Below are 24,024 nucleotides of genomic sequence, written 5' to 3'. Positions count from 1 at the left end.
TGACCATAGCTTCAAACGGGCGCTGTTATACCCAGCAGGTGCAGGGCTTGAAACAGCATTGCCTGATTTGAGCTTATCACCGGTCTGCCAACCGCGTCCGGGTCGAACACACCTTGCCCGTCATTGTCCATCACCTGCGCCGTCGCGGGCTTTCATTTTGCGACAATGACATCAGCGGTTTACTGGCGGGCGCATCAAGTGCCGCCAGTGTGTATGTCGACATTCGCGCAATATAAGCTGCGGCTCTGTCATGCCTGCCTTTGGTATAGGTTTCTGCTCGACTGACCGCGTTCACCAGCAGGTTGTTGGTTGTGATGATTGAAAGATCGCCGATCGTTGCAACATGCATCACCATCCAACGACGCGCGGCTTTGTTGATTCAGCACAGCACAAATTCACACATATAAACTTTAAGCATAAAATATTTTAACTTGAAGCGATGGGCGACTCGGTCTAGCGTTTCAGGTATTCAAAGGGATGAGGGGAAGGGTGGCGATGCGCATTGCTTGCCTTGGCGGTGGACCTGCGGGCCTTTATTTCGGGATTTCGATGAAGCTTCGAAATCCGGGGGCAGAGGTTGAGGTGATCGAACGCAATCGACCCGATGACACCTTTGGCTGGGGCGTTGTCCTGTCGGATGAGACGCTGGACAACCTGGCGGCTAATGATCCCGTCAGTGCCGCCAAAATCCGCGACCACTTTGCATATTGGGATGACGTTGCACTTGTTCACAATGGCCAGCGTACAGTTTCTGGCGGGCACGGCTTTTGCGGGATCGGACGCAAGCAGCTTTTGCTGCTTTTGCAAGAACGCGCCCGCGAGTTGGGTGTTGAAATGCGGTTTGAAACCGAGATCGCGTCAGCCTCGGACTATATGAATGACTACGATATCGTTATCGCTTCGGATGGGTTGAACTCGAAAACCAGAACCGAGTTTGCAGACGTGTTCAAACCGGACATCGACCAGCGGCTGTGTCAGTTCATCTGGCTGGGAACGCATCAGAAATTCGATGATGCTTTCACCTTCATTTTCGAGAAGACCGAAAAGGGCTGGGTCTGGGCGCATGCCTACCAGTTCGACCCGGACACCGCGACATTCATCGTCGAATGCACGCAAGAGACCTTCGACGCTTACGGTTTTGCCGGCATGAGCCAACAGGAGTCGATTGCAGTCTGCGAAGAGATTTTCAAGGATCATCTGGACGGCCATGCCCTGATGACCAATGCCAACCACATTCGCGGTTCGGCCTGGCTGCGGTTCCCGCGTGTCCTGTGCGAAAAATGGAGTCACAAGAACGTCGTCCTGCTGGGGGATGCGGCCGCCACAGCGCATTTCTCGATCGGGTCGGGCACAAAGCTTGCGCTGGAAAGCGCGTTTGCGCTGGCCGAGTATATCCACACTGAAAACACGCTTGAGGCGGCATTTGCCCGCTATGAAGACGAACGCCGATTAGAGGTTCTCCGCCTGCAATCGGCTGCGCGGAACTCGGTCGAATGGTTCGAAGATGTGGAACGATACCTCGATCTGGATTCAGTGCAGCTGAACTATTCCATGCTGACACGGTCGCAGCGGATCAGCCATGAAAACCTGCGCGAACGCGATGCACAGTGGCTGGGCCGTGCAGAAGCCTGGTTCATGCAGCAGGCCGGGGCCGAATCCAACGCGCCCGCCCGCGCGCCGATGTTTGCACCGTTTCGATTGCGTGAGATGGCGTTGAAGAACCGGATCGTGGTTTCGCCCATGGCGCAGTACAAAGCGGTGGAGGGCTGCCCGACCGATTGGCACCTGATCCACTATGGCGAGCGTGCCAAGGGTGGGGCGGGGCTGGTCTATACAGAGATGACCTGTGTCAGTGCAGATGGCCGCATCTCGCCGGGCTGTCCGGGGCTATACGCGCCCGCGCATGAAACAGCATGGCGCCGACTGACCGATTTTGTACACGCCGAGACTGAAGCCAAAATCTGCTGCCAAATCGGACATGCCGGACGCAAGGGATCGACCCGCATCGGGTGGGAGGGTATGGATCAACCGCTGGAGGATGGAAACTGGCCGCTGATATCGGCCTCTGCCATTCCGTGGTCAGACGAAAACGCAGTGCCCAAAGCGATGGATCGCGCGGATATGGATCGCGTGACCGCGCAGTTTGTTGAGGCCGCGCGTATGGCTGATCGCGCCGGGTTCGACATGATCGAACTGCATGCGGCTCATGGTTACCTGATCTCGTCCTTCATTTCGCCGCTGTCCAACACGCGTGATGACGAATACGGTGGCAGTCTGGAAAACCGCATGCGCTATCCGCTGGAAGTCTTCACGGCCATGCGCGCGGTTTGGCCCGAGGCAAAGCCGATGGCGGTGCGCATCTCAGCGAGCGACTGGGTTGGCGAAAACGGCATCACCCCGGAAGAGGCCGTCGAGATCGCCACCATGTTCGATGCGGCAGGCGCGGATATCGTGGATGTCTCTGCCGGTCAAACCTCGACACAGGCGCAGCCGGTTTACGGGCGGATGTTCCAAACCCCGTTCTCGGACCGCATCCGAAATGAGCGCGGCATTAAGACCATGGCGGTTGGAAACATCTATGAGGCGGACCACGTCAATTCGATCTTGATGGCGGGGCGTGCCGATCTGGTCTGCTTGGCACGGCCGCATTTGAACGATCCTTACTGGACCCTGCACGCAGCCACCGCGCTGGGCGACCGGCAAGAGGTTTGGCCCAAGCCCTATGAGGCAGGACGGGATCAGGCCTGGCGACTGGCTGATCGTGAAGCGGAAATGGAAGGTAAGGTATGAGCCACGTTGTTGTATCCGGCGGCGGCACCGGGGTGGGCGCCGCGATTGCAAAACATTTCGCAGAAGATGGCGCGGCGGTCACGCTATTGGGGCGGACCGAAGCTAACTTGCAGGAACAAGGGCTGCCCTACGAAGTGTGTGACGTGACCGATGCGGCGCAGGTGCAAGCGGCTTTCAAGTCCGCCCGCGCAGATCGAGGTCCGGTTACCGCGGTCATCGCTAATGCGGGTGCGGCACAGTCCGCCCCGTTTTCAAAGATGACCGCAGATGACCTTCGGGCCATGACCGAGGTGAACCTTGTTGGCGTCTTCAATGTGTGGCAGGCCGGGCTGGCAGACATGCAGGCCGCAGGCACAGGACGCCTGATCACCATAGCGTCGGTCGCAGGGTTGAAAGGTTTTGCCTATGTCGCGGGGTATTGCGCCGCGAAACACGCCGTTGTCGGCCTGACCCGAGCGCTGGCGGTTGAACTGGCCCCCACTGGGATTACCGTGAACGCCGTTTGCCCCGGCTATGTCGACACCCCAATGCTGGACCGCTCAATCGCGAACATCGTCGAAAAGACGGGGATGAGCGCAGAGGACGCCGCTGCCTCGCTTCATCGGGGCAACCCTCAACGTCGATTCATTGAAACAGATGAGGTCGCAAGTGCTGTCATGTGGTTGTGTTCGGATGCAGCAAAATCGGTGAACGGCCACACGCTCAGCCTGTCCGGGGGGGAGGTATGACGCCAACGCTTGCGCACCCCCCGCTTGAGGAAGCCTCGAAAGAGCGACTGCGCCTTTGGTTGCGATTGCTGAAAACCACACGTGGGATTGAGGCAAAACTGCGCGAAAATTTCCGGGCCGAGTTCGATACGACCTTGCCCCGGTTCGACGTCATGGCTGCCCTGTCACGCTATGAAGATGGCCTGAAGATGAGCGAAATATCCGGTGTTTTGCGCGTCTCCAACGGAAACGTGACCGGTATTGTTGATCGGTTGGCTGACGACGGGTTGCTGGTGCGTGTTCCGGTGCCCGGCGACCGACGGGCCCATCGTGTCTGTATGACGCGGAAAGGGCGCGAGGAGTTCGCCCGGCAGGCCGCTGCGCATGAGGCTTGGATTGCCGACATGCTGGGCCAGTTTTCGGCCGAAGATGCCCGGACACTGACCACGGAATTCAATCTGCCAGAGGAAGCCAATGACCTGTAACGTCAAACATTTTCGGTGTGAAGTTCAGAACCGGGTTGCAACAATCGCTCTGGACAGGCCTGATCGGAAAAATCCGCTGACCTTCGACAGCTATGCCGAACTGCGGGACTGGTTTCGCGATCTGGTCTATGTGGATGATGTTGACGCGGTGGTGTTTGCGTCGAACGGAGGCAACTTCAGTTCAGGCGGGGATGTGCATGACATCATTGGCCCGCTGACCCGCATGAACATGAAACAATTGCTCGCCTTCACCCGCATGACTGGTGATCTGGTCAAGGCGATGGTGAATTGCGGTAAGCCGGTTATCGCAGCGATTGACGGAGTGTGCGTTGGCGCGGGGGCGATCATCGCTATGGCGTCCGATCTGCGCATCGCCACCCCACAGGCCAAATGCGCCTTTCTGTTTACACGCGTTGGCCTTGCGGGCTGCGACATGGGTGCATGTGCGATCCTGCCTCGGATCATCGGGCAGGGCCGGGCTGCGGAACTGCTCTATACCGGGCGGTCCATGAATGCGGACGAAGGGTTTGCCTGGGGCTTCTACAACAAACTGGTTGAGGCCGATCAGTTGGACGGTGCGGCGCAAGATATGGCCCGCCGGATCGCGGCAGGCCCGAATTTCGCGCATATGATGACCAAAACGATGCTTGCGCAGGAATGGTCAATGTCCATCGAACAGGCGATCGAAGCCGAAGCGCAGGCGCAGGCCATCTGCATGCAGACCGGAGATTTTGAACGCGCCTACACCGCCTTCGTGGCCAAGGAAAAACCGGACTTTATGGGGGATTGATGCCAGATCGCAGCTTTTTGACATGGCCGTTTTTCGAACCGCGTCACCGGGACTGGGCCGCGCGGGTGGAACAGGTCGCACAAGGGCTTGAGATCGACCACACGGACACGGATGCCGCCTGTCGCAGGCTTGTGCGAGATTTGGGGGCGGCTGGCCTGCTGCACCCTACGGCGGATGAAGGCGGTCAGCTGGATGTTCGGACGCTGTGCCTGACGCGTGAAATCCTTGCCCGCCATGACGGATTGGCCGACTTTTCCTTTGCGATGCAAGGGTTGGGGACCGGCGCGATTTCGCTTTTCGGAACGCCCGAACAAAAAGCCGCATGGTTGCCGAAGACCCGCAGCGGACAGGCGATTTCGGCCTTTGCATTGACCGAGCCGCAATCGGGTTCGGACGTTGCAAATTCGACCATGACCGCGACGCTAGATGGGGATGACTACGTATTGAACGGCGAAAAGACGTGGATTTCGAACGGCGGGATCGCGGATGTGTACACTCTGTTCGCCCGCACCGGCGAAGCACCGGGCGCCAAGGGGCTGTCTGCCTTCGTCGTCACGCCCGATCTGCCGGGTTTTGAGGTTGTTGAGCGTCTGAGCACCATCGCGCCGCATCCGCTGGCCACGCTGCGGTTCACCGATGTCCGCGTGCCGGCGCAGTCCATGATCGGGACAGGTGGGTCAGGGTTTCAGATCGCAATGTCCGTGTTGGATGTGTTCCGCTCGACCGTGGCAGCAGCAGCTTTGGGATTTGCGCGCCGCGCGCTGGATGAGGCACTGCAGAGGGTCGGCGCGCGCCATGTACAGGGCGCACCGCTGTTCGATTTGCAGATGGTGCAGGGTCACGTTGCAGACATGGCGTTGGATGTCGATGCGGCGGCTTTGCTGATCTATCGCGCCGCATGGGTCAAGGACAGCGGCGCGCCGCGTGTCACGCGTGAGGCGGCGATGGCCAAGCTGTTCGCGACGGACCATGCCCAGCAGGTCATCGATAAGGCGGTGCAACTGTTTGGCGGTGACGGCGTGCGTTCGGGCATGCCGGTCGAGACGCTTTATCGCGAAATCCGGGCATTGCGCATCTACGAAGGTGCCTCGGACGTGCAAAAGGTGGTGATTGCCCGCCAGACAATGGCCGCGCAGAGTGAGGGAAAGTAATGTTGGGACCGTCCGCGCATACCGATACGTTTACCCGAGACAACCTGCCGCCCGAGGATCAGTGGCCGGACTTTCTGTTGGACGGATTCGACTACCCAGACTACCTGAACGCGGGGTATGAGCTGACAGATGCGATGGTCGAAAAAGGTTTTGGCGACAACATTGCGCTGATCGGCAATGGACGCCAGCGGACCTATAAAGAGCTTACCGACTGGACCAACCGGTTGGCGCATGTGTTGGTCGAGGATTTGGGTGTGCAGCCCGGTAACCGCGTCTTGATACGGTCGGCAAACAACCCGGCGATGGTGGCCTGCTGGCTGGCTGCAACCAAGGCTGGTGCGGTGGTCGTCAACACTATGCCCATGCTCCGCGCTGGGGAGTTGACGAAACATGTCGACAAGGCAGAGATTCAGCTTGCCCTCTGCGACACGCGTTTGATGGAGGAAATGGAGGTCTGCGCCCGTGACAGTCGGTTCTTGAAGCGGGTTGTGGGCTTTGACGGGACATCGAACCATGATGCTGAGCTGGATCGTCTGGCGCTTCAAAAACCAGTAAAATTCGACTGTGTCAAAACCGGACGCGATGATGTGGCGTTGTTGGGCTTTACGTCCGGCTCGACGGGGGAACCAAAGGCCACGATGCATTTCCACCGTGACCTGATGATTATCGCCGATGGCTATGCGCAAGAGGTTCTGGATGTACAGCCCGAAGACGTATTTGTCGGCTCACCCCCGCTGGCCTTCACCTTTGGGCTGGGTGGTCTGGCGGTGTTTCCGCTGCGGTTCGGGGCCACGGCGACCTTGCTGGAACAAGCCTCGCCCTCGGGAATGATCGAGATCATAGAGACGTACAAAGCCACCGTTTGTTTTACCGCGCCCACCGCATATCGTGTGATGCTACGGGCGATGGAGGACGGGGCTGACCTGTCCAGCCTGCGCGCGGCGGTGTCCGCGGGGGAAACGTTGCCGAAGCCCGTCTACGATGAATGGATGGCACGGACGGGTAAGCCGATGCTCGACGGGATCGGCGCGACGGAAATGCTGCATATCTTCATCTCGAACCGGTTTGACGATCACCGGCCCGCGTGTACCGGGCGTCCAGTCAAAGGGTACGAGGCGAAGGTTTTGAACCGCGATGGGTCAGAGGCGGCGATTGGTGAGGTTGGCCGGTTGGCTGTGCGCGGCCCGACCGGCTGCCGGTATCTGGACGATGCGCGGCAGAAAAAATACGTCTTGGATGGGTGGAACATCACGGGCGACAGTTTCTACAAGGATGACGGCGGATACTTCCATTTCGCGGCCAGAAACGACGATATGATCCTGTCCGCCGGGTACAACATCGCAGGCCCCGAGGTTGAGGCCGCGCTGCTTGCGCATGAGGCCGTTGCGGAATGTGCGGTGGTGGGTGCACCAGATCCCGATCGCGGGGAAATCGTTCAGGCGCATATTGTCCTTGCCCAAGGCGTAACAGCCGATGATGCCCTGCGCGAGGCGCTGCAAAATCACGTGAAATCAGTCATTGCGCCGTATAAATATCCACGCTCTATCCGGTTTTGTGAGTCCTTGCCAAAGACGGCAACAGGAAAAATTCAGCGGTTCAAGCTGAAAACCCTCTCGACGAAGGGGGTATGATCGGTGTGAATAGCAAAACAACAAAAAAGAACACTCTGACAGGGGCATAGGTGAACGCGCAGAACAACGACACAAGGTGCGTTCAAAAGACCAACAAAGGGAGATGAAGATGAAAAAGTTTTTAGCAGCCGCTGCGGTTTCGGCGCTATGCGCCACCGGTGCGCTGGCTGAGGTCAAGGTCGGGATGATCACGACACTGTCCGGCGGTGGTGCCGGGTTGGGTATCGACGTGCGCGACGGATTCATGCTGGCGATCGTGCAATCGGGCCGCGACGACATTGAGGTCGTGATCGAGGATGACCAGCGAAAGCCGGACATCGCCGTGCAATTGTCCGATAAAATGATCCAATCCGAACGCGTCGACGTGATGACCGGTATCATCTGGTCCAACCTTGCGATGGCGGTTGTGCCGGCGGCGGTGAACCAGAACGTGTTCTACCTGTCGCCCAATGCGGGCCCGTCGCCCTTGGCCGGGCAGGGCTGTCACCAGAACTATTTCAACGTGGCCTGGCAAAATGACAACCTGCACGAGGCCGCCGGAGCCTATGCCAATGGCGCGGGCTACTCGAACAGTTTTATCCTGGCACCGAATTACCCGGCGGGCGTGGACGCGCTGACAGGCTACAAACGGTTCTTCGAGGGCAATCTGGCTGGTGAGGTTTACACCGAACTGGGGCAGACAGACTACGCCGCCGAGATTGCCCAAATCCGGGCCAGCGATGCGGACAGCGTTTTCTTTTTCTTGCCCGGTGGCATGGGGATTTCGTTCCTCAAGCAATATGCTGACAGCGGTATCGAGTTACCCGTGGTAGGCCCGGCCTTCAGCTTTGATCAGGGTATCTTACAAGCGGTTGGCGATGCAGCGCTGGGCGTGGTGAACACTTCGCAATGGAACAAGGATATCGACAACCCGACCAATGCGGCGTTTGTCGAAAGCTTCCAGGCTGAATATGGACGTCTGCCCTCGCTCTATGCAAGCCAGGGGTTCGACACGGCAAACCTGTTGCTGTCCGCGCTTGAGAAAGCCGACCCGTCGGATGCCGATGCCTTCCGCGAAGCGCTGCGTGCGGCCGAGTTCGACAGCACCCGTGGTGATTTCAGCTTTGGTCCGAACCACCACCCGATTCAGACCATCTATGCGCGCGAAGTGATCAAGGAAGGTGACGTGTTCACCAACAAAATCATCGGCGTTGCGCTGGAAAACCACTCTGACGCTTACGCGGCTGAGTGCAAAATGTAACTGACCTGCTGCCTGCCCCCGTTCGCGGGGCGGGCAGACCACCGGAGTTTCCATGTCCTCGATCCTGATTATCGAGCAGATCCTCAACGGGCTGCAATTCGGCGTCATGCTGTTCTTGATGGCGGCTGGCCTGACGCTGATTTTTGGCGTCATGGGTCTGATAAACCTGGCCCATGGCTCACTCTACATGGTTGGCGCGTTTGCCGCCGCTGCCGTGGCCGGGGCAACCGGGTCTTTCCTGTTGGCGCTGGTTGCGGCTTTGGCTGCTGCGGCGCTGGCTGGCGCGATTGTCGAAATGGCGGTGATCCGACGGCTGTACAACGCGCCGCATCTGGATCAGGTGCTGGCCACCTTTGCGCTGATCCTTATCTTTTCCGAAGGTACGCGTTGGGTTTTTGGGTCTTTCCCGCTGTTTCTGGACATCCCCGATGCCCTATCGGGGCCTGTTACGCTGCCCGGCGGGATCGAATACCCGCTGTATCGTCTGACCCTGATCGGCATCGGGCTGGCCGTGGCCGTTGGTCTTTGGGCACTAATAGAACGTACTCGGCTGGGCATTCAGATTCGCGCCGGAGAGAATGATCGCGAGATGATTGCGGCGCTGGGCGTCGATATCTCAAAACTCTACACGCTGGTTTTCGCGCTGGGTGCCGCGCTGGCGGGTCTGGCCGGAGCTTTGGTTGGCGCGATCCAGTCGGTTCAGGTGGGCATGGGCGAGCCTGTTTTGATCCTTGCCTTCGTTGTCATCGTCATCGGTGGCATCGGCTCGGTACGCGGTGCCTTTGTCGGTGCCTTGCTGGTCGGATTGACCGACACGCTGGGTGGTGTGTTCCTGCCCGAACTCTTCAAGCTGTTCATGGAGACGGGGGCCGCGCAGAAATCAGGCTCGGCGCTGGCGTCCATGGGCATTTACGTGCTGATGGGGCTGGTTCTGATCTGGCGACCCACCGGCCTGTTCGGAGCACGCGCATGAGGTTGAATGAAAGATATCTCAACGCCGTTATGATCGTGGGCCTGCTGGCGCTGCCGCTTTGGGCGGTTGTTGCGGATCAGCCGTTTACAATCACCTTAGTGACGCGAGCGGTGATCCTTGCCTTGGCCGCGGTGGGACTAAACATCATCCTGGGGATTGGCGGGATGGTCAGCTTTGGCCACGCCGTGTTCTTCGGGATCGGAGGGTACGCGATGGGCATCCTTGCCTATCACGCGCAGACCTACACGGCGCTTGACCTTGGGCTTTTCTCGATGGACGGAACGAAGTCCATGCCGGTGATCTGGCTTGTGGCTATGATCCTGTCGGCCATAGTGGCGGTATTTATCGGGTTGTTGTCGCTGAGAACCTCTGGTGTTTACTTCATCATGATCACGCTGGCATTCGGGCAGATGTTCTTCTACTTCGCGATCTCTTGGGCGCAGTATGGAGGGGAGGATGGGTTGTCGATCTACGTTCGCAACGATTTTCCCGGCCTGAACACACTGGCACCGATCCAGTTTTATGCCATCTGTTTCACGCTTCTATGCATAGTGCTGTTTCTGTTCGCACGCCTTCAGGCATCGCCCTTTGGTCTGGCCCTGAACGCGGCGCGCCAGACATCGGTGCGGGTTGAGACCGTGGGCCTGAACCCGATGCGGCTAAAGCTGCTTGCCTTTGTGATTTCAGGCGCGATCACCGGGCTGGCGGGTGCGTTGTTTGCGGACCTGAATCGCTTTGTGTCCCCTACGATGTTCAGTTGGCAGTTGTCGGGTGAGTTGATCGTTCTGATCATCATTGGCGGGGTTGGGCGGCTCATGGGGCCGGTCATCGGCGCCTGCGTCTTTGTTGCGCTTGAACATTTCCTTGGCGAATTGACCGACTTTTGGCACGTCTATCTGGGTCTGGTCTTGCTGTGTATCGTGTTGTTCGGGCGCGGCGGCCTAACTGGATTGCTGACCGGGAAAGAGGGCGCGCATGTCTGATCCCGTTCTTGCCACGCTGAACCTGAACAAAAGCTTTGGGGCGCTCAAAGCCACGGATGATGTGTCCATTGATCTGAAGCAAGGGGAAATCCACGCCATTATCGGCCCCAATGGCGCGGGTAAGTCGACGTTGATCCAACAGATTTGCGGGGGGCTACGGCCCGACTCGGGGCGGGTTATGCTGAAGGGCCAGGACGTCTCGGGGTTTAGCACCCAAGCGCGTGCGCGGGCCGGGCTGGGGCGCACGTTCCAGATTTCGCAGCTTTGCATGGAGGACACCGTTCTTGAAAACGCGGTGCTGGGCGCAATGGGGGCCGAACATATGGCCTGGCGGTTCTGGCGGCCAGCCTTGAAACGCTCAGCCCTGCGCGAGCGGGCCGAGGCCGCTTTGGAGCGGGTTGGTCTGACGGAAAACCGCGATACGCGCTGCGCTAATCTCAGCCACGGCCAGCGGCGGCAGTTGGAAGTTGCGGTGGCGCTGACCTTGTCGCCAAAGGCCTTTGTCATGGATGAGCCGATGGCGGGTTTGGGCGCCGAGGGTTCCAAACGGCTGACCGGGTTTCTTGATGGTCTTCGGCAAGAAGCCCCCATTCTTCTGGTCGAGCATGACATGGACGCAGTTTTTGCCTTGGCTGATCGGATCAGCGTATTGGTCTACGGCAAGGTCATCGCCACCGGTACAGCGGATGAAATCCGCTCAAGCCGCGAAGTGCGCGACGCGTATCTGGGAGATGAGGCATGACGCTTTTGCGGATTGAAAACCTCACCGCGACCTATGGCGTCAGCCAGGCGCTGTTCGGCGTTGATCTTGAGATGTCGGAAGGGCGGGTCACGGCCCTGATGGGGCGCAACGGGATGGGCAAGACCACCACGGTAAAGGCCATTTGCCGGATGATCCGGTCTGAGGGCACGTTGAAGTTGGACGGGAAGGATCTGCACGCATTGCCCAGCCACAAGGTCGCCCGCCAAGGCGTGGGTCTGGTGCCGGAAGGTCGCCGTTGTTTTGCCGATCTGACCGTGCGTGAGAACCTGATCGCCGCCGCGCGCCCGGGATACTGGTCCTTGGGCCGCGTGACTGACCTGTTTCCCCGATTGGCCGAGCGGCAGACCCAACGGGCGGTTTCATTGTCGGGCGGAGAGCAGCAGATGCTGGCGATTGGTCGCGCTTTGATGACGAACCCTCGGCTATTGATCCTTGACGAAGCGACAGAGGGTCTTGCGCCAATCGTCCGACAGGAAATCTGGACGGCGTTGCACCGTCTGCGGCAAGAGACCAACGTCGCGATCCTGCTCATCGACAAGTCGATAAAGGAACTGGCGTCTGTGTCCGACAGGGCGGTCATACTGGAACGTGGGCGCACCGTCTGGTCGGGTAAGATGGACGAACTGACCTCGGACATTTCAGAGAAATACGTGGGGGTTTGATGGCGTTCGAATTTCATCAAAAAGTGCTTTTCAAACATTGCGACCCTGCCGGGATCGTATTTTTTCCTCGCTACTTCGAGATGATCAATGATTGTGTCGAGGCTTTTTTTGATCAGGGGTTAAGCGCCCCGTTTCATGATCTGCATCGCAATGGGGCGGTGCCGACCGTTCAAATCCAGACTCAGTTTCCGGCTCCAAGCCGCCATGGCGATGAATTGGTTTTTCAACTCGAGATCACACAGGTCGGCCGCAGTTCGGCAGATTATAAGATGACCGCATGTTGCGGGGATGAGGTGCGCCTGACCACTTCGGCAACCTTGGTCAACGTCACCGCAAATGGCCGCCCCGAGGCTTGGCCAGATGTGATCCGCAGCAAGCTAACCGAATTCAAGGGGGGCGCTACATGACCCACAAAATCATCCAGCCTGACGGATGGCTTCCGGCAAAAGGCTATGCAAATGGCGTTCTGACCAAGGATGGGACACTTCATATCGGCGGGCAGATCGGCTGGGGCGCAAACAAGACTTTCGTCAGCGGTGGCTTCATCGGCCAGATGAAACAGGCGCTTCAAAACATCGTGGATATCGTCGAAGCCGCGGGCGGTCAGGTATCGGATGTGACCCGCCTGACGTGGTTTGTCACCGATAAAAGCGAATACCTTGCCAAACAGGCCGAGGTTGGTGCCGCCTATCGCGAGGTGTTCGGCAAGCACTTTCCAGCCATGTCGATGATCATCGTGGCCGGTCTGGTCGAAGACGAAGCGCTTGTGGAAATCGAAGCCACGGCGCACTTGTCCTAAGTCGCGAAGCCTGCCTAGAACCGATAGGTGGCACCAAATAGCGGTCTGGACTGATCAAAGCTGCAATCGTTGCCATTATTGCCGCGATCAAATGAAGTATACCGCTATTCGCCATGCAGCCCTCACCTGTCGCCAAAAGTATGATCGGCGCTCAGCAGAACCGACCACGCCTGACTGCCGCTGCGGAAACCGCAGTAATCAGCATATGCGGTGCTGCTCCATCTGAAACCACCCGCAGGACCTGCGCTACCAATAGTCAGGTTTGTGGAATTGGAGACCGCCAGCACTCTCGATTGTCTCTTTGTTTCGGACCGCGCACCCATGAAGGCGAAATCCAGGTTTTTCCACGCGTCGAGAAAGCTCAGCGTACCTAAGGGGGTTTCAATGCGGGTTTCGGTCTCGGGCATGGATAGATAAATCTTGGCCTCTTAGGACCAGTCGGACCGTTGCCGTGGTTCCGAACAAAGCCAATGCGATGAGGTTGAGATTTTCCCTTTGCATTGGAGGCATTCCTTCTCTGCCATGTGTTTCCCGAGTTGCGGACGTTTGTTTACTGGATACTAAGCCCCCTAACCTTTGGAGTGTTGCACGCTTGGTACTCGGCGCAATACGGGCAACCAGAACCAGTGAACCCCCTGAAATTCGGACACTGATTTGAGGTTTGGTTTGCTGCCTGCTGTTCTTCGATGAAGAGCAGATCAGAGTTGTTGAAGCTGACGGGTCACTTGCCCGACTTCAGGGTGCCCCAGTCCTGCTCTATTGGCTGAGAAAAGAAGAAATCCCGACCAATCCGCAGGAGAAGAGAGTAGCTTAATTCACGCCAAAACCCCTGCAAAAATTGAGAAGTAGGTTACAAAATTGGAAGCTGGATGAACTGTTGTATTTAGCAATACAAGACTGACGGGCGCACATTGCGAAGCTCAGTCACTGATCACCAGGTATCCACAGCACCTTTTTGATATTTTTGATAATTCTTGTCACTAGCCTGCACTATCAATAGTCAACTTTGAATGTGTAGGTGCGTAGCTGGAAACAAAATCTGGAAACAGAATCGAGCTTTATGACGCCATCTCAGGTGCAGGAATGCCAACGTATAGTCAAGGTCTGCACCGGTTGATTGACGGGAGGAACTCCATGACTGCTTCGAATATAGGAACCCCGGAGCAACTCCGTGATCCGAACTACTTTCCAGCTATTTACCGAGCCGTTCCATTGGGTGTTCAGCATGTTCTGGCAATGTTCGTTTCAAATGTAACCCCTGCAATTATTGTTGCGGGCGCTGCCGGCTTTGGTTTTGGGTCAAATAGCCTGGATTTTCCTGAATTACTGTACCTTATCCAAATGTCGATGCTGTTTGCAGGCGTCGCAACGTTAATGCAAACCGTTACTATTGGTCCTGTTGGTGCAGCCCTGCCCATCGTGCAAGGCACCTCGTTTGCATTTATTCCAATTATGATACCTCTGGTTGCGGGGAAGGGTGTTGACGGTCTAGCAGCACTTTTTGGTGGCGTGGTAATTGGCGGTCTTTTTCACGCTCTACTTGGCACCGTGATAGGTAGAATACGCTTTGCGCTGCCGCCTTTGGTCACCGGTCTTGTTGTCACCATGATCGGGCTCGCATTGGTGAAAGTCGGCATTGAGTACGCCGCCGGTGGTGTACCCGCAAAAGCCTCAGGGGCAGAAAGCTACGGATCTCTCTCGAGTTGGGCACCAGCTCTGATCGTTGTATTTGTTACCCTTGGCCTTAAGTTCTTTGCTCGCGGTATGCTGTCTGTGTCGGCGGTTCTGATCGGGATACTTGTTGGTTACGTGTACTGCATATTCGTTGGAAAACTCCCAATAGAGGCAATTTCGGGATCCTGGGAACGGTCCGCTGCTTTCGCACTGCCACAACCCTTCAAATACGGTTTTGAATTCTCATTGGCCGCCGTGATCGGCTTTTGCCTCATGGCTTTTGTTTCGGCTGTTGAAACCGTCGGGGACGTGTCCGGGATAACGAAGGGTGGTGCTAACCGCGAAGCAACGGACAGAGAAATCCAAGGTGCGACATACGCTGATGGCTTCGGTACTGCTCTTGCAGGAATTTTTGGAGGGTTCCCAAATACTTCCTTCAGCCAAAACGTCGGCCTGATTGCTATGACCGGGGTAATGAGCCGGCATGTCGTTACCATCGGCGCCATATTCTTGATCATATGCGGACTGATACCCAAGGTAGGCGGTATCATTCGAACTGTCCCAATCGAGGTGCTCGGTGGTGGTGTAATTGTCATGTTCGGAATGGTTGTCGCCGCAGGTGTTTCAATGCTGTCGGATGTGGCTTGGAACCGTCGCAACATGGTTATTTTTGCGGTCTCTCTTTCGATAGGTCTGGGTCTGCAACTAGAGGTAATGAACGTCGCGCCTGGCTCGGCAAACGCCCTGCAACACCTTCCTGACACACTGAGGATATTGGGTGCTTCAGGCATTTTACCTGCGGCTCTCATCGCCATTGTTCTTAACCTCATTCTGCCAGAGACGCTCGCAGATGAAGCAACCGAAGAAGTATCCGGGGGAATGGCAGGACACGGTCGTAGTGAAATGATGAAAGATGATCACGTCTGATACTGCATAAGCGGCAAACGCCCCTTCGCTTTGGAAAGGAATTCAGCCGAAACGTTGGGTTGAAAGCTCAGGGTTGCAATTTACTGACCCTGGAAAGGGCGTTTGCAAAAATAATCCGCGTTTCGATCCACAAAGTCCGCCGACGAAGACCGAGGAGCATTAAAGGTCAACGCTTCCGACAAAAACGCACTGACGTTGATTGGTGTCCGAATCATTGTGAGCAGGCAAACTTGTTGGCATCGATTTGCACGAACCGCGTGGAATTCGCACGGTTATGATAAATTCGCATTGTCATGGAAGATGGCTGTGCTTGCAGTCTGCGGCCATCCAGTCCGGGGCAATTCCATGTTCTTTAGGGAACAGGGAAATCGCCGAAAGACACTCGCTTCAAACTGGGCAAGTCTGGTAATCCAAAGGGGTGGCCCAGGGGATCAAAGAACAAACGTCAGGGCATGCATGAGGAGCGGATGAAAGATATCATTCTCGATGAGGCATACCGCGACATCACGATCCGAGAAGGGCACCGCAGCGTGACCGTTCCCATGGCGCAGGCGTGCGGAAGCCGGGATAGAAACCATGGTTGAGCCCATTCCGCATCCGGATCACATCAAGATCGACTTGCGAACTGGTAAGGTGCGCATTGTCGGACCAATGACCAAAGAAGAGAAAGAGAAATTGGACGACCAGCGTAGAAAACTCCCTGACCTCCCTGCCAACATCGACGATCTGCGTGAAGCGATGGTCCACGAAACTGACCCAGATGAGATCGCAGAGCTCGAATGCCACATCCGGACAGGTGAAGAGCTTTATGATCGGGTCAGCACCGCTTTGGATGTCGTGGATAAATCTCCGCCCAGGTGATTTGCAACTGACGGTGCCTTTGAAGTCGGCACAGCAACGCAAAGCGGTCATAAGGGGTGCGGTAACAGATGACTGCGTCGAGCTGATTCTGTTGAAAATCATCGTGTTGCGATTGGAAAATGTGGGTGCTGATTGAAGGTGAGAGCGCCTTTTATTGTTAGGTTGTTTTCGGTTTCTGCAGTGCAGGAAAGGTCTTCGCCAGTTTACGGAGGTATTGGGCGGTGGCGGCGAAGAGGAATTTGCCACTTACGCCGCATGGGCCACGTAATCGGGGGCCAACGATGCCTTTAAGGTGTTCAAACAGCATCTCGACCTTCTTCCTCAACCTCATTGAGATTTCGTATTGGCGGGTCTTAGCGATATTTCGGGCGACCTATCGCCCTCGCGCACCCAATCCGGTGAGCGTGATGTGCCCGGTGGCATTACCAAGGCAGGGGATGTCAATCTGAGGCGGGCGCTGTGCCGGGCTGCGACTGTCATGATGAACCGGGGACGCTCGACATGGTTGCGAACATGGGTGCCCAGCTTGCCCGACGCCGAGGTCGGAAAATAGCGATGGTCACCCTCGCTTGCCGCATTGCTGTCATCCTTCATCGGATTTGGGTCGCTGGCACCGTATTGCAGCCCCACGCGGCACCGAACATGGCCTGATCGCCTGTTGATCCACCCGTTGCCTGCCTGATCGCAGGCCTTCGAAGTCCCGCGGGGACGTGGGTCCGATGGTGCCGTGGTCTGGACCGTCGCTGAAACCAATCCAGCACGCCAATGAGATGGGCAGATCGGAACTAAATCATGTCGGCAGGCAAGGCGCTGAGCACGAACCTAAGCATGGACCCGAAGGACCCCAATCGAAGGCCGCGACAGAAAGCAGGGCGGGCACGAATTGATACAGCGGCATTGCCATCGCGGATCAATCATGCTGCGCAAAATAGCTTGACTCAGACACCCCCGCCACCGAAGTCCTGAGCCTAGACGATCTGACGGTCTAAAGACTGTTTTCCAGAGTTTGCAGGTCGATTTAACAGATGCAAAAGCTCGATCTGACTAGAAGCGCCGGTCTTAGAAAATATCGAACTCAAGTGTGACCGAACGGTTGTTGGGCAAACAGACAAAGTTTCAGATATTGTTCTGACAGTCATTCCTTCCTTCATCATCGCACAGATACGGAATTCGCTTCTGCTTAAAGCTGCTGGATTTCGAGCATCCAAGATCGGGACTATGCCTATTTCACGAATTTTTCTACGCTGGTGGCTTCGCGTCTGGTCAGATTGAGAGGAAACAACTCCGGGGGTGCGCTTGCTCCATCCAAATGCCAGTGTTGAAGCTAATAAAGAAAGAAAATCCAGATCTTCACGCGATGGTGCATGCCTATACTGTAATTCCAGATGATCAAGCTGGCTTTTACTAGACTCAAGCGGGATCACAACTATCTCATTGAATTCTTTTAGGGCAATTTCTCGACTTTGAGAAACGGATTCGCTGACAGACGGCAACATTTCCGACAAACGCCAAATTGAACCTGCCTTTGCGGATAAAATGCTGTCGCCTATTATCATTTCGATCTTAGTCTGAGGTTGCGAAGGCCAAATTTTTCCTTCATGGATATAGCGTCTTGCAAGATGCTTAAATTTTAATTCTTTTTTTGATGTGCGAACAATTAATGCAGCATCTGCATTAGCAAGTTGCATTATCTGGTTTAGGACAATCCGTATGGGCGCATTGCCACTTAATGCAAGCGTCCATTCCATAACTGTCTTCAAGCTATCATCCGCACGAGCGGTCTTGGAGAAATTTACACTCATTACTTTGTTTACCAACCCAACCGGAACAATCAGTCGGGCTCCTTGTTGCGGCCCCCACCGCTTTCAACAACTTGCGCCGCGATCTTTGCAGGCGGCAAGCGATATGGCGTCTGGGAAACCAAGGAGCTTAGAAAGTGTAGAATAATGGGAATCTTGTAAAATATTGTAAATAAACAAAAAAAATTAAAAATTTTCTGGAATCTTTCATGCGTTCCCAAGTCCTGCCTCCGAAATCAACGGCGGAACATTGTTCTTTAAAGCGCATCAATCACCTCTAATTTTGTAGCAATGTTTCCAAGGTCTGTGATTCGCGGCGAGTATGCGATTCGTCGAACATTAATGCTTTATTCATGTCGCATTAAAGTAAATCTCCTCTAGAAATATGGCTGATATGAAGAAACAACCAAAGATAGAAAACTTTGCATCTTTGACTGAAGTTTGAAACCTAACCCCGGGCTAATTTGATTCCTGAGCTTAGGCAAAGCGCCTGCTTCCGTTGCTCTACATAGATAGCGGCGTATTTTTAACTTAACCTTTCGGGGGAAACATGACTAAATTTATGAAGAAGTTCGTGAAAGAAGAAAGCGGTGCGGCAATTGTTGAGTATGGCCTCGCGCTTTTGGTTGTTGGCTCGATTGCGGTTGGCGCATTCAGCTTCCTGGGCACCGAGACTGCTAATAATGTTGCTGGCGCCTGCGATGCTCTGAACGCAACCAATAACTGCTAATCCAGCGACGATCCAAAATTTGAAAAAACAACAGAATTCTGCGCCGTCGCATCAGTAAAACGGCGCAGAATCCATCGCCGGGATTTTCGAAAACACTTGATTACAAAAATTTCGAATCTTTTGAGCGTAACTTTTGGAGAAAGAGATGCGTATCAGACCAGTTATTACCACGCTATTCGGAATCGCGATTGCGTCTGGATCCGTTTTCCTGGCGAAAGACTACATTCAGATTAATCCAAGCGCGTCTGGATCGACGACATCAAACGCCGATTTGGTAGAGATCTACGTCGCGCGATCGGAAATCGCTTTCGGTCAGACAATCGAAGCGCACCATGTCACAACTCATTCGTGGCCCCGCGAAGCTCTGCCAGCAGGAGTGTTCACGGATATTGACGCGCTTGTCCCGGAAAACCGCCGTCAGCTGCGTCGTGCCAAAGGGCGTTTTTATCCTGGCGAAGTCATGTTGCTTTCCAAGGTTTCTAATTTTGGCGAAAAAGTGACGCTGGTTCAAAAGTTGGGTGAAAATACCCGCGCCATGGCGATCGAGGTGGACGCTGGGACTGCCGTTGGCGGGTTTGTTACCCCTGGTGATACGGTGGACATTGTTTTGACCCAAGGGGCGAAAATGGACTTGCGCGCCGTAACTATTCTGCAAAATATCCGTGTGATCGGCGTGGATCAACAATCCGAAGAACTTACTGATCAGCCTGAGGTTGCCCGCACAATCACAGTGGAAGTAACACCTCAGCAAGGTCAGCGCCTGGCACTGGCACAAAAGGCCGGAACCCTGAGCCTTACGCTGAGAACGTTGGACAGTGTTGAGGACGAACCTATGGAGATGGTTCGTCTGCGCGATCTTCTGCAAGAAGAGGGGCCGGTTGAAAAGGTCGATGTACAACCCACGGTCAGAGTGAACCGTGGAACCGAATCTGAGGTCGTCAAAATCCAGAGAACGCCCCGTGAGGCCCCGGAAGCGACAAGCGGTGAACCGGTGTCTGAGGTGGACCCTAGCAATCAGACGGATGCTCAGCAGTCCCCGGCTGTTGTCAACCCTGACGCGAAGCCAAAGGCCCGTCCCAAGGCCCGTCCCATCGAAGTTAGTCAGAACTCTGCACAGTAAGCCGTAGCCATGCATCTGAAAGCCAACATATCAATCTTTCGTAAGGACGAGCGTGGAACGGTTGCGATCCTCTGGGGCACCGCGTTGGTAGCGTTTCTTGGCTTCTTTGCGATCACACTGGATGTGGGCCGGTTGAGCGCAACCCATTCCGAGCTTCAATCGTTCGCAGATAGTGTGGCTCTTGCCGCGGCTGGTGAGTTGGACGGGCAGCCGGATGCTATCACTCGCGCAACGGGTGCCGCGGCCAACCTGATCAGCGACAGTCAAACCTTCGCCAACGGATCCAATACGCTGTCAGGATCTGCGGATTACACCCTTACCTTTCACTCGGCTCTTCCCGCTTCGGATTTGACGCCGTTGGGTGCAGATATCACGACGAACCCACGCGAAGCAAAGTTTGCGCAGGTCGTGTTGACACCGAAGTCTGTCACCGTGAGTCTGGCGTCAGCTCTGGATAAAATTCTGGGTGGAGGCGGAATTACACCCGTCAGTATTTCAGCCGAGGCTGTAGCCGGATACACAAAAGCTGCCTGTGATATCTCGCCCTTGATGTTTTGCCTACCGCCCGATTGGGAGACGACTCTGACTGTGGGCGACCAAATTCTGCTCCGCAGCGGTGGTAACAATACCGCATGGGGTGCGGGTAATTTCGGGTTTATTGATCTTGATAGCTTTGGAGATCTTCAAAGTGGTGCCTGTGCGAATGAAGGTGGCAACAAATTGGCCTGCCTTATCGCTGCACAGGAAAACATTACTCAATGCGTTCTGACCAATGGCCTGAATACAGAACCTGGGCAGAAAGTTGGTATCACTAACGCTGCTTTTAATGTTCGGTTTGATATTTATCGCTCCACGCTTAACGGTGAAAAAAACAAGCCATTGTACGCGCCGGCGCCGAATGTCATCAAAGGAATACGGAAGAGCGGTGGTGGTTCCTGCATTCAAGGGAGCGAGGAGGTTACTCCTGACACTACGGCCCTTGGCCGCGATACCTGCATGGCCGCGGGCACCTGCGGTGGTAACAACCGTTTCGGTGACGGCACTTGGGATCGCACAGGCTATATAAATCGCAATCATGACCTGGCTGACGGTGTTGCGGATGGAATCGGCAGCGACGCTCATCTGCCGGCCCTCAGTGGACCAGATACGGTCTTTGCAGGTACGCGGTACGGAATGTACCTTAGGGAAATCGCGTACGGCAATACCAATCCGCATTCTGCGCCGAACGCAAATTCGATCCTCGACCCTACGCTTGCGGAAACCGGTCGACCAATCTGTTCGAACCAAATGTCCACCAATCCAGCGCGGCGTATCGTAAACGCAGCCGGTATAGATTGCACCCAAAACCCCGTTTCTGGAAGGACTACGGGTGTGCCGGTCACGAAATTCGTCTCGCTTTTCTTGACCGAACCGGTAGGCGACGACGGTGCGTCCCCTCCCAGCTTTGATATCCATGGCGAAATTGTTGGCTTTCCAGACGTCGCTGGCGTCGGCAGCGGTGGCAACGGGTTCGGCGGTATCTTTCGCGACGTTGTGCAGCTGTATCGGTGAGGGGGCCAAAGATCATGAAAAACCGTCTGACAGCCCCTTTCAAACGCTTCGCAAGAAATGACGATGGAGCGGTCATTGTAGAATTTGGCCTCGTCATGCCGTTCATGCTGCTGCTCTTCGCCGCAACGGTAGAAGCCGCGCATCTGATGTGGTCCTACCAGTCAGTCATCGCAGGCGTTCGGGATGCAAACCGCTATTTGTCCAGAGTTACGCCCGTAGATATTTGCACTTCTGGCGGGTCAGTCGCAGGGTTGGCCACAACTTTGAAGGACATCGTCGAGGATGACAAAGACGCCAGCATCCTGTTTCCGGCTAGCATCACCGTCAATTCGGTGACACCCAGCCTGTCCTGCGTTTCCGGAGCCTATCGAGTGAACCCAGCCCCAGTTGGAACGGTCAGCGCCAATATCACTGTTCAATTTCCTTTGGGCAGTATCCTGTCGCTCTTTGGGGACGGTTTGTCATCAGTGACGACCGATGTCTCGGACACATCGCGGATATTTGGACAATGAAGACTATGCTGCATATCAACGCGTTTTCGCGCCGCGTGATGGACTTCTTTGTTAGGCAAGACGGTGGTGTTCTTGTCGAGTTCGCCCTGATCGTTTCGCTGTTTCTTTTCCTCTTTATGTCATTGCTGGACTTCGGTCGGCTTTCTTACAGCGTTGTGAACGCCCAGAAAGCCTCGCAACTTGCTACGCGTATCGCGATTGTGCGACCGCCTGCCTGTCCCGGAGTTCCTGCAACGCACCAGCGCGGTACATCTCCGTCGTCACCACGTTTTGGCACGTCCTGCAGCGCCTCTGCCGGTGTTTGCGACGACCCGCAAACACCACCATGCGCTGGTGATGCGTCCAACCCTACGGCCTCGGAAATCTGGACGCGCATCAGTCCTTTATTGCCGCCGAGCGCCACAATTAACAATCTGCAGTTTCACTATGACTTCAATTCAAACTTGGGTTTCCTGGGTGGCCCTTACACACCCGTTGTCACAGTCGAATTGAACTTGGATGATTTTCAGTTCGTCTCACCACTGGGCGCGCTGGCAAATGCTGCAGGCGCGACAAACAGTACAATTTCTTCGACAGTCGGATACTCGAATTTCAGTGTTTCGTTGCCTGCTGAAGACCTTGCAATAGGAGAGTCAGGATGAAGGATCAAAACGTTTCCGCGATAAAATCACAAGCGATTATGCTTGTTACAGAAAACGAAGCCGTCACTCGGATGGTGGAGGAAGCCTTTCCTTCGGAATACGAGAACAAAGTCACTGAAAACACGACCACGTTCCGGGCGTTGAATGGAACCGCCCTTCAAATTGCGTTCAAACATGACGTGGTGATCTTCGAAATCGACCCCGATGACACCGGTGAAGTACAGGCCATTGAAGACGTGCTGGCACATCGCGATGACGACACGTTGTTCGTGGCGCTGACACAGAATGACCTCTCGATCTCCAAGGCCCGTGAGTTACGCAAGATCGGAATCGACGAAGTCCTCCCGCTGTCGATTGATGGCGAAGGCCTGAAAGCTGCCGTTGGTGAAAAAATCAGCGCACGCAGGGTTTCGCAGACAAATTTCGTGGGTGGCGTTGCGGCATTGGGCAAGGTGATCCCGGTGGCGAAATCGCGTGGTGGTGTCGGCGCTTCAACCGTTGCAGTTAACTTGGCTTGCTCACTGGTTGGCGGAAAGAGGTCTTTCTTCAGGAAGTCAGCAAAAAACCGTGTCGCACTTTTGGATTTTGACATTCAGTTCGGAAACTCGAACGTATTTCTTGATATCGAGGACAACGGCGGCTTCCTGCAACTTATTGAAAACTCAGAAGTTCCGGACGACCACTTTCTATCTTCGATCTTGCAAGAGCACGCGCTCGGCGTGGATGTCTTGTGCGCACCGGCTCCAATGGTGCCTCTTCAATCGATGCGGTCCGATGTAATCAAGGGCATGCTGGACCTGCTGCAAAGGCGTTATGACTATGTTGTCATTGATCTTCCCTGTGCAGTGGTTGACTGGGTTGAACCCATTTTCAAACAAGCCTCCCAGTTGGCATTAGTCACAGATACCACCGTTCCGTGCGTGCGGCAGGCTCGTCGGTTGATCGACTTCTACCGCGAGGTAAATGTCGGTCTTTCGGTTGAAGTCGTCGTCAACCGAGAGCGGAATACGTTGATCAAAACTTCGCATGTGCGCGAAGCGGAAAAGGTATTGGAGACAAGCCTTAAACACTGGTTGCCGGACAATCCAAAAGTCGCCCGCAATTCCGTGGATTTTGGAAGGCCGGTTGTTGATATGAAACCGCAATCGGATCTTGGAAAAGCCTTGGCAAAACTGGCCGCTGTCATGTCGGTGGATGCACAGTCATTGGCAACGAAAAAAGCATAATAAGGAGAT

23 protein-coding genes and 3 pseudogenes are annotated in these 24,024 nt (G+C 55.5%); 23 read left to right on the top strand and 3 right to left on the bottom strand.

The features are described 5' to 3' along the window. Positions 1–495: 495 nt before the first annotated feature. From LCM21_RS18190 to LCM21_RS18130, 13 genes are all read left to right on the top strand, one after another. Positions 496–2,790 (top strand): bifunctional salicylyl-CoA 5-hydroxylase/oxidoreductase, encoded by a 2,295-nt coding sequence (locus tag LCM21_RS18190; protein ID WP_224891866.1) that lies wholly within the window; start codon positions 496–498, stop codon positions 2,788–2,790. Then, a complete protein-coding gene (locus LCM21_RS18185; RefSeq protein WP_224891865.1) occupies positions 2,787–3,518 on the top strand; it encodes an SDR family NAD(P)-dependent oxidoreductase in 732 nt (243 codons plus the stop codon). Before LCM21_RS18190 ends, LCM21_RS18185 begins: the two co-directional genes overlap by 4 nt. Continuing rightward, on the top strand, positions 3,515–3,982 hold the full coding sequence (locus tag LCM21_RS18180) for a MarR family winged helix-turn-helix transcriptional regulator (protein WP_224891864.1): 468 nt from the start codon (positions 3,515–3,517) through the stop codon (positions 3,980–3,982). Before LCM21_RS18185 ends, LCM21_RS18180 begins: the two co-directional genes overlap by 4 nt. Further along, positions 3,972–4,772 carry an enoyl-CoA hydratase family protein gene (locus tag LCM21_RS18175; protein WP_224891863.1) on the top strand — a complete coding sequence of 267 codons (801 nt, stop codon included), beginning with the start codon at positions 3,972–3,974 and terminating at the stop codon, positions 4,770–4,772. Before LCM21_RS18180 ends, LCM21_RS18175 begins: the two co-directional genes overlap by 11 nt. Further along, the gene (locus LCM21_RS18170) at positions 4,772–5,923 is read left to right on the top strand and encodes an acyl-CoA dehydrogenase family protein (protein WP_224891862.1); all 1,152 of its coding nucleotides are present in this window, start codon (positions 4,772–4,774) and stop codon (positions 5,921–5,923) included. Before LCM21_RS18175 ends, LCM21_RS18170 begins: the two co-directional genes overlap by 1 nt. Continuing rightward, positions 5,923–7,554, top strand: coding sequence for an AMP-binding protein (locus LCM21_RS18165; protein WP_224891861.1), 1,632 nt, complete (start codon positions 5,923–5,925; stop codon positions 7,552–7,554). Before LCM21_RS18170 ends, LCM21_RS18165 begins: the two co-directional genes overlap by 1 nt. A gap of 109 nt (positions 7,555–7,663) precedes the next feature. Beyond that, complete coding sequence (locus LCM21_RS18160) at positions 7,664–8,794, top strand: ABC transporter substrate-binding protein (protein WP_224891860.1); 1,131 nt, start codon at positions 7,664–7,666, stop codon at positions 8,792–8,794. Positions 8,795–8,846: 52 nt separating this feature from the next. After that, positions 8,847–9,767, top strand: coding sequence for a branched-chain amino acid ABC transporter permease (locus LCM21_RS18155; RefSeq protein WP_068340590.1), 921 nt, complete (start codon positions 8,847–8,849; stop codon positions 9,765–9,767). Continuing rightward, complete coding sequence (locus LCM21_RS18150) at positions 9,764–10,750, top strand: branched-chain amino acid ABC transporter permease (RefSeq protein ID WP_224891859.1); 987 nt, start codon at positions 9,764–9,766, stop codon at positions 10,748–10,750. Before LCM21_RS18155 ends, LCM21_RS18150 begins: the two co-directional genes overlap by 4 nt. Continuing rightward, positions 10,743–11,492: an ABC transporter ATP-binding protein gene (locus tag LCM21_RS18145; protein WP_224891858.1), complete on the top strand. Its 750-nt coding sequence runs from the start codon at positions 10,743–10,745 to the stop codon at positions 11,490–11,492. Before LCM21_RS18150 ends, LCM21_RS18145 begins: the two co-directional genes overlap by 8 nt. Continuing rightward, positions 11,489–12,175, top strand: coding sequence for an ABC transporter ATP-binding protein (locus tag LCM21_RS18140; RefSeq protein ID WP_224891857.1), 687 nt, complete (start codon positions 11,489–11,491; stop codon positions 12,173–12,175). The genes LCM21_RS18145 and LCM21_RS18140 overlap by 4 nt, the downstream gene beginning before the upstream one ends. Beyond that, positions 12,175–12,582, top strand: a complete 408-nt coding sequence (locus tag LCM21_RS18135; protein WP_224891856.1) for an acyl-CoA thioesterase — start codon at positions 12,175–12,177, stop codon at positions 12,580–12,582. Before LCM21_RS18140 ends, LCM21_RS18135 begins: the two co-directional genes overlap by 1 nt. Continuing rightward, entirely contained in the window at positions 12,579–12,974 is a 396-nt protein-coding gene (locus LCM21_RS18130; protein WP_224891855.1) for a RidA family protein, read from the top strand. The genes LCM21_RS18135 and LCM21_RS18130 overlap by 4 nt, the downstream gene beginning before the upstream one ends. Before the next feature lie 122 nt (positions 12,975–13,096). Here the strand turns inward: LCM21_RS18130 and LCM21_RS18125 are convergent, their stop codons facing one another. Then, positions 13,097–13,381: a hypothetical protein gene (locus tag LCM21_RS18125; RefSeq protein ID WP_224891854.1), complete on the bottom strand. Its 285-nt coding sequence runs from the start codon at positions 13,379–13,381 to the stop codon at positions 13,097–13,099. 727 nt (positions 13,382–14,108) lie between these two features. Between LCM21_RS18125 and LCM21_RS18120 the strand changes: the two genes are divergently transcribed. From LCM21_RS18120 to LCM21_RS18110, 3 genes and pseudogenes are all read left to right on the top strand, one after another. Then, the gene (locus LCM21_RS18120) at positions 14,109–15,575 is read left to right on the top strand and encodes a uracil-xanthine permease family protein (RefSeq protein WP_224891853.1); all 1,467 of its coding nucleotides are present in this window, start codon (positions 14,109–14,111) and stop codon (positions 15,573–15,575) included. A gap of 386 nt (positions 15,576–15,961) precedes the next feature. Next, positions 15,962–16,159: pseudogene (locus LCM21_RS18115) on the top strand (DUF5681 domain-containing protein); the annotation flags it as partial. After that, positions 16,152–16,436 carry a hypothetical protein gene (locus LCM21_RS18110; RefSeq protein ID WP_224891852.1) on the top strand — a complete coding sequence of 95 codons (285 nt, stop codon included), beginning with the start codon at positions 16,152–16,154 and terminating at the stop codon, positions 16,434–16,436. The pseudogene LCM21_RS18115 and the gene LCM21_RS18110, both read left to right, overlap by 8 nt. 157 nt (positions 16,437–16,593) lie before the next feature. Here the strand turns inward: LCM21_RS18110 and LCM21_RS18105 are convergent. After that, positions 16,594–16,809, bottom strand: a pseudogene (locus LCM21_RS18105) (IS5/IS1182 family transposase); the annotation flags it as partial. On the opposite strand from LCM21_RS18105, the pseudogene LCM21_RS20930 reads away from it, so the two are divergent. Then, positions 16,810–17,087 (top strand): annotated as a pseudogene (locus LCM21_RS20930) (transposase); the annotation flags it as partial. It lies immediately after the preceding pseudogene. Between the two features lie 317 nt (positions 17,088–17,404). Here LCM21_RS20930 and LCM21_RS18095 read toward each other — a convergent pair. Then, positions 17,405–18,196, bottom strand: coding sequence for a helix-turn-helix domain-containing protein (locus LCM21_RS18095; RefSeq protein WP_224891850.1), 792 nt, complete (start codon positions 18,194–18,196; stop codon positions 17,405–17,407). Positions 18,197–18,785: 589 nt separating this feature from the next. Here LCM21_RS18095 and LCM21_RS18090 point away from each other — a divergent pair. The 6 genes from LCM21_RS18090 to LCM21_RS18065 all read left to right on the top strand — a co-directional run bounded on the left by LCM21_RS18090 (position 18,786) and on the right by LCM21_RS18065 (position 24,015). After that, complete coding sequence (locus LCM21_RS18090) at positions 18,786–18,965, top strand: Flp family type IVb pilin (protein WP_157770050.1); 180 nt, start codon at positions 18,786–18,788, stop codon at positions 18,963–18,965. Between the two features lie 145 nt (positions 18,966–19,110). Beyond that, positions 19,111–20,085 carry a Flp pilus assembly protein CpaB gene (cpaB, locus tag LCM21_RS18085; protein ID WP_224891849.1) on the top strand — a complete coding sequence of 325 codons (975 nt, stop codon included), beginning with the start codon at positions 19,111–19,113 and terminating at the stop codon, positions 20,083–20,085. A gap of 9 nt (positions 20,086–20,094) precedes the next feature. Further along, complete coding sequence (locus tag LCM21_RS18080) at positions 20,095–21,636, top strand: pilus assembly protein TadG-related protein (RefSeq protein WP_224891848.1); 1,542 nt, start codon at positions 20,095–20,097, stop codon at positions 21,634–21,636. A gap of 14 nt (positions 21,637–21,650) precedes the next feature. Further along, a complete protein-coding gene (locus LCM21_RS18075) occupies positions 21,651–22,148 on the top strand; it encodes a TadE/TadG family type IV pilus assembly protein (protein ID WP_224891847.1) in 498 nt (165 codons plus the stop codon). Continuing rightward, positions 22,145–22,789 (top strand): TadE/TadG family type IV pilus assembly protein, encoded by a 645-nt coding sequence (locus tag LCM21_RS18070; protein WP_082677585.1) that lies wholly within the window; start codon positions 22,145–22,147, stop codon positions 22,787–22,789. Before LCM21_RS18075 ends, LCM21_RS18070 begins: the two co-directional genes overlap by 4 nt. Then, positions 22,786–24,015: a CpaE/TadZ family protein gene (locus LCM21_RS18065; protein ID WP_224891846.1), complete on the top strand. Its 1,230-nt coding sequence runs from the start codon at positions 22,786–22,788 to the stop codon at positions 24,013–24,015. The genes LCM21_RS18070 and LCM21_RS18065 overlap by 4 nt, the downstream gene beginning before the upstream one ends. Positions 24,016–24,024: the final 9 nt, after the last annotated feature.

The sequence above is a fragment of the Ruegeria profundi genome (assembly GCF_020171505.1).
Lineage (GTDB): Bacteria > Pseudomonadota > Alphaproteobacteria > Rhodobacterales > Rhodobacteraceae > Ruegeria > Ruegeria profundi.
The sequence above is the reverse complement of the archived record's forward strand: the minus strand, read 5'-3'. Positions and strand labels throughout refer to the sequence as shown.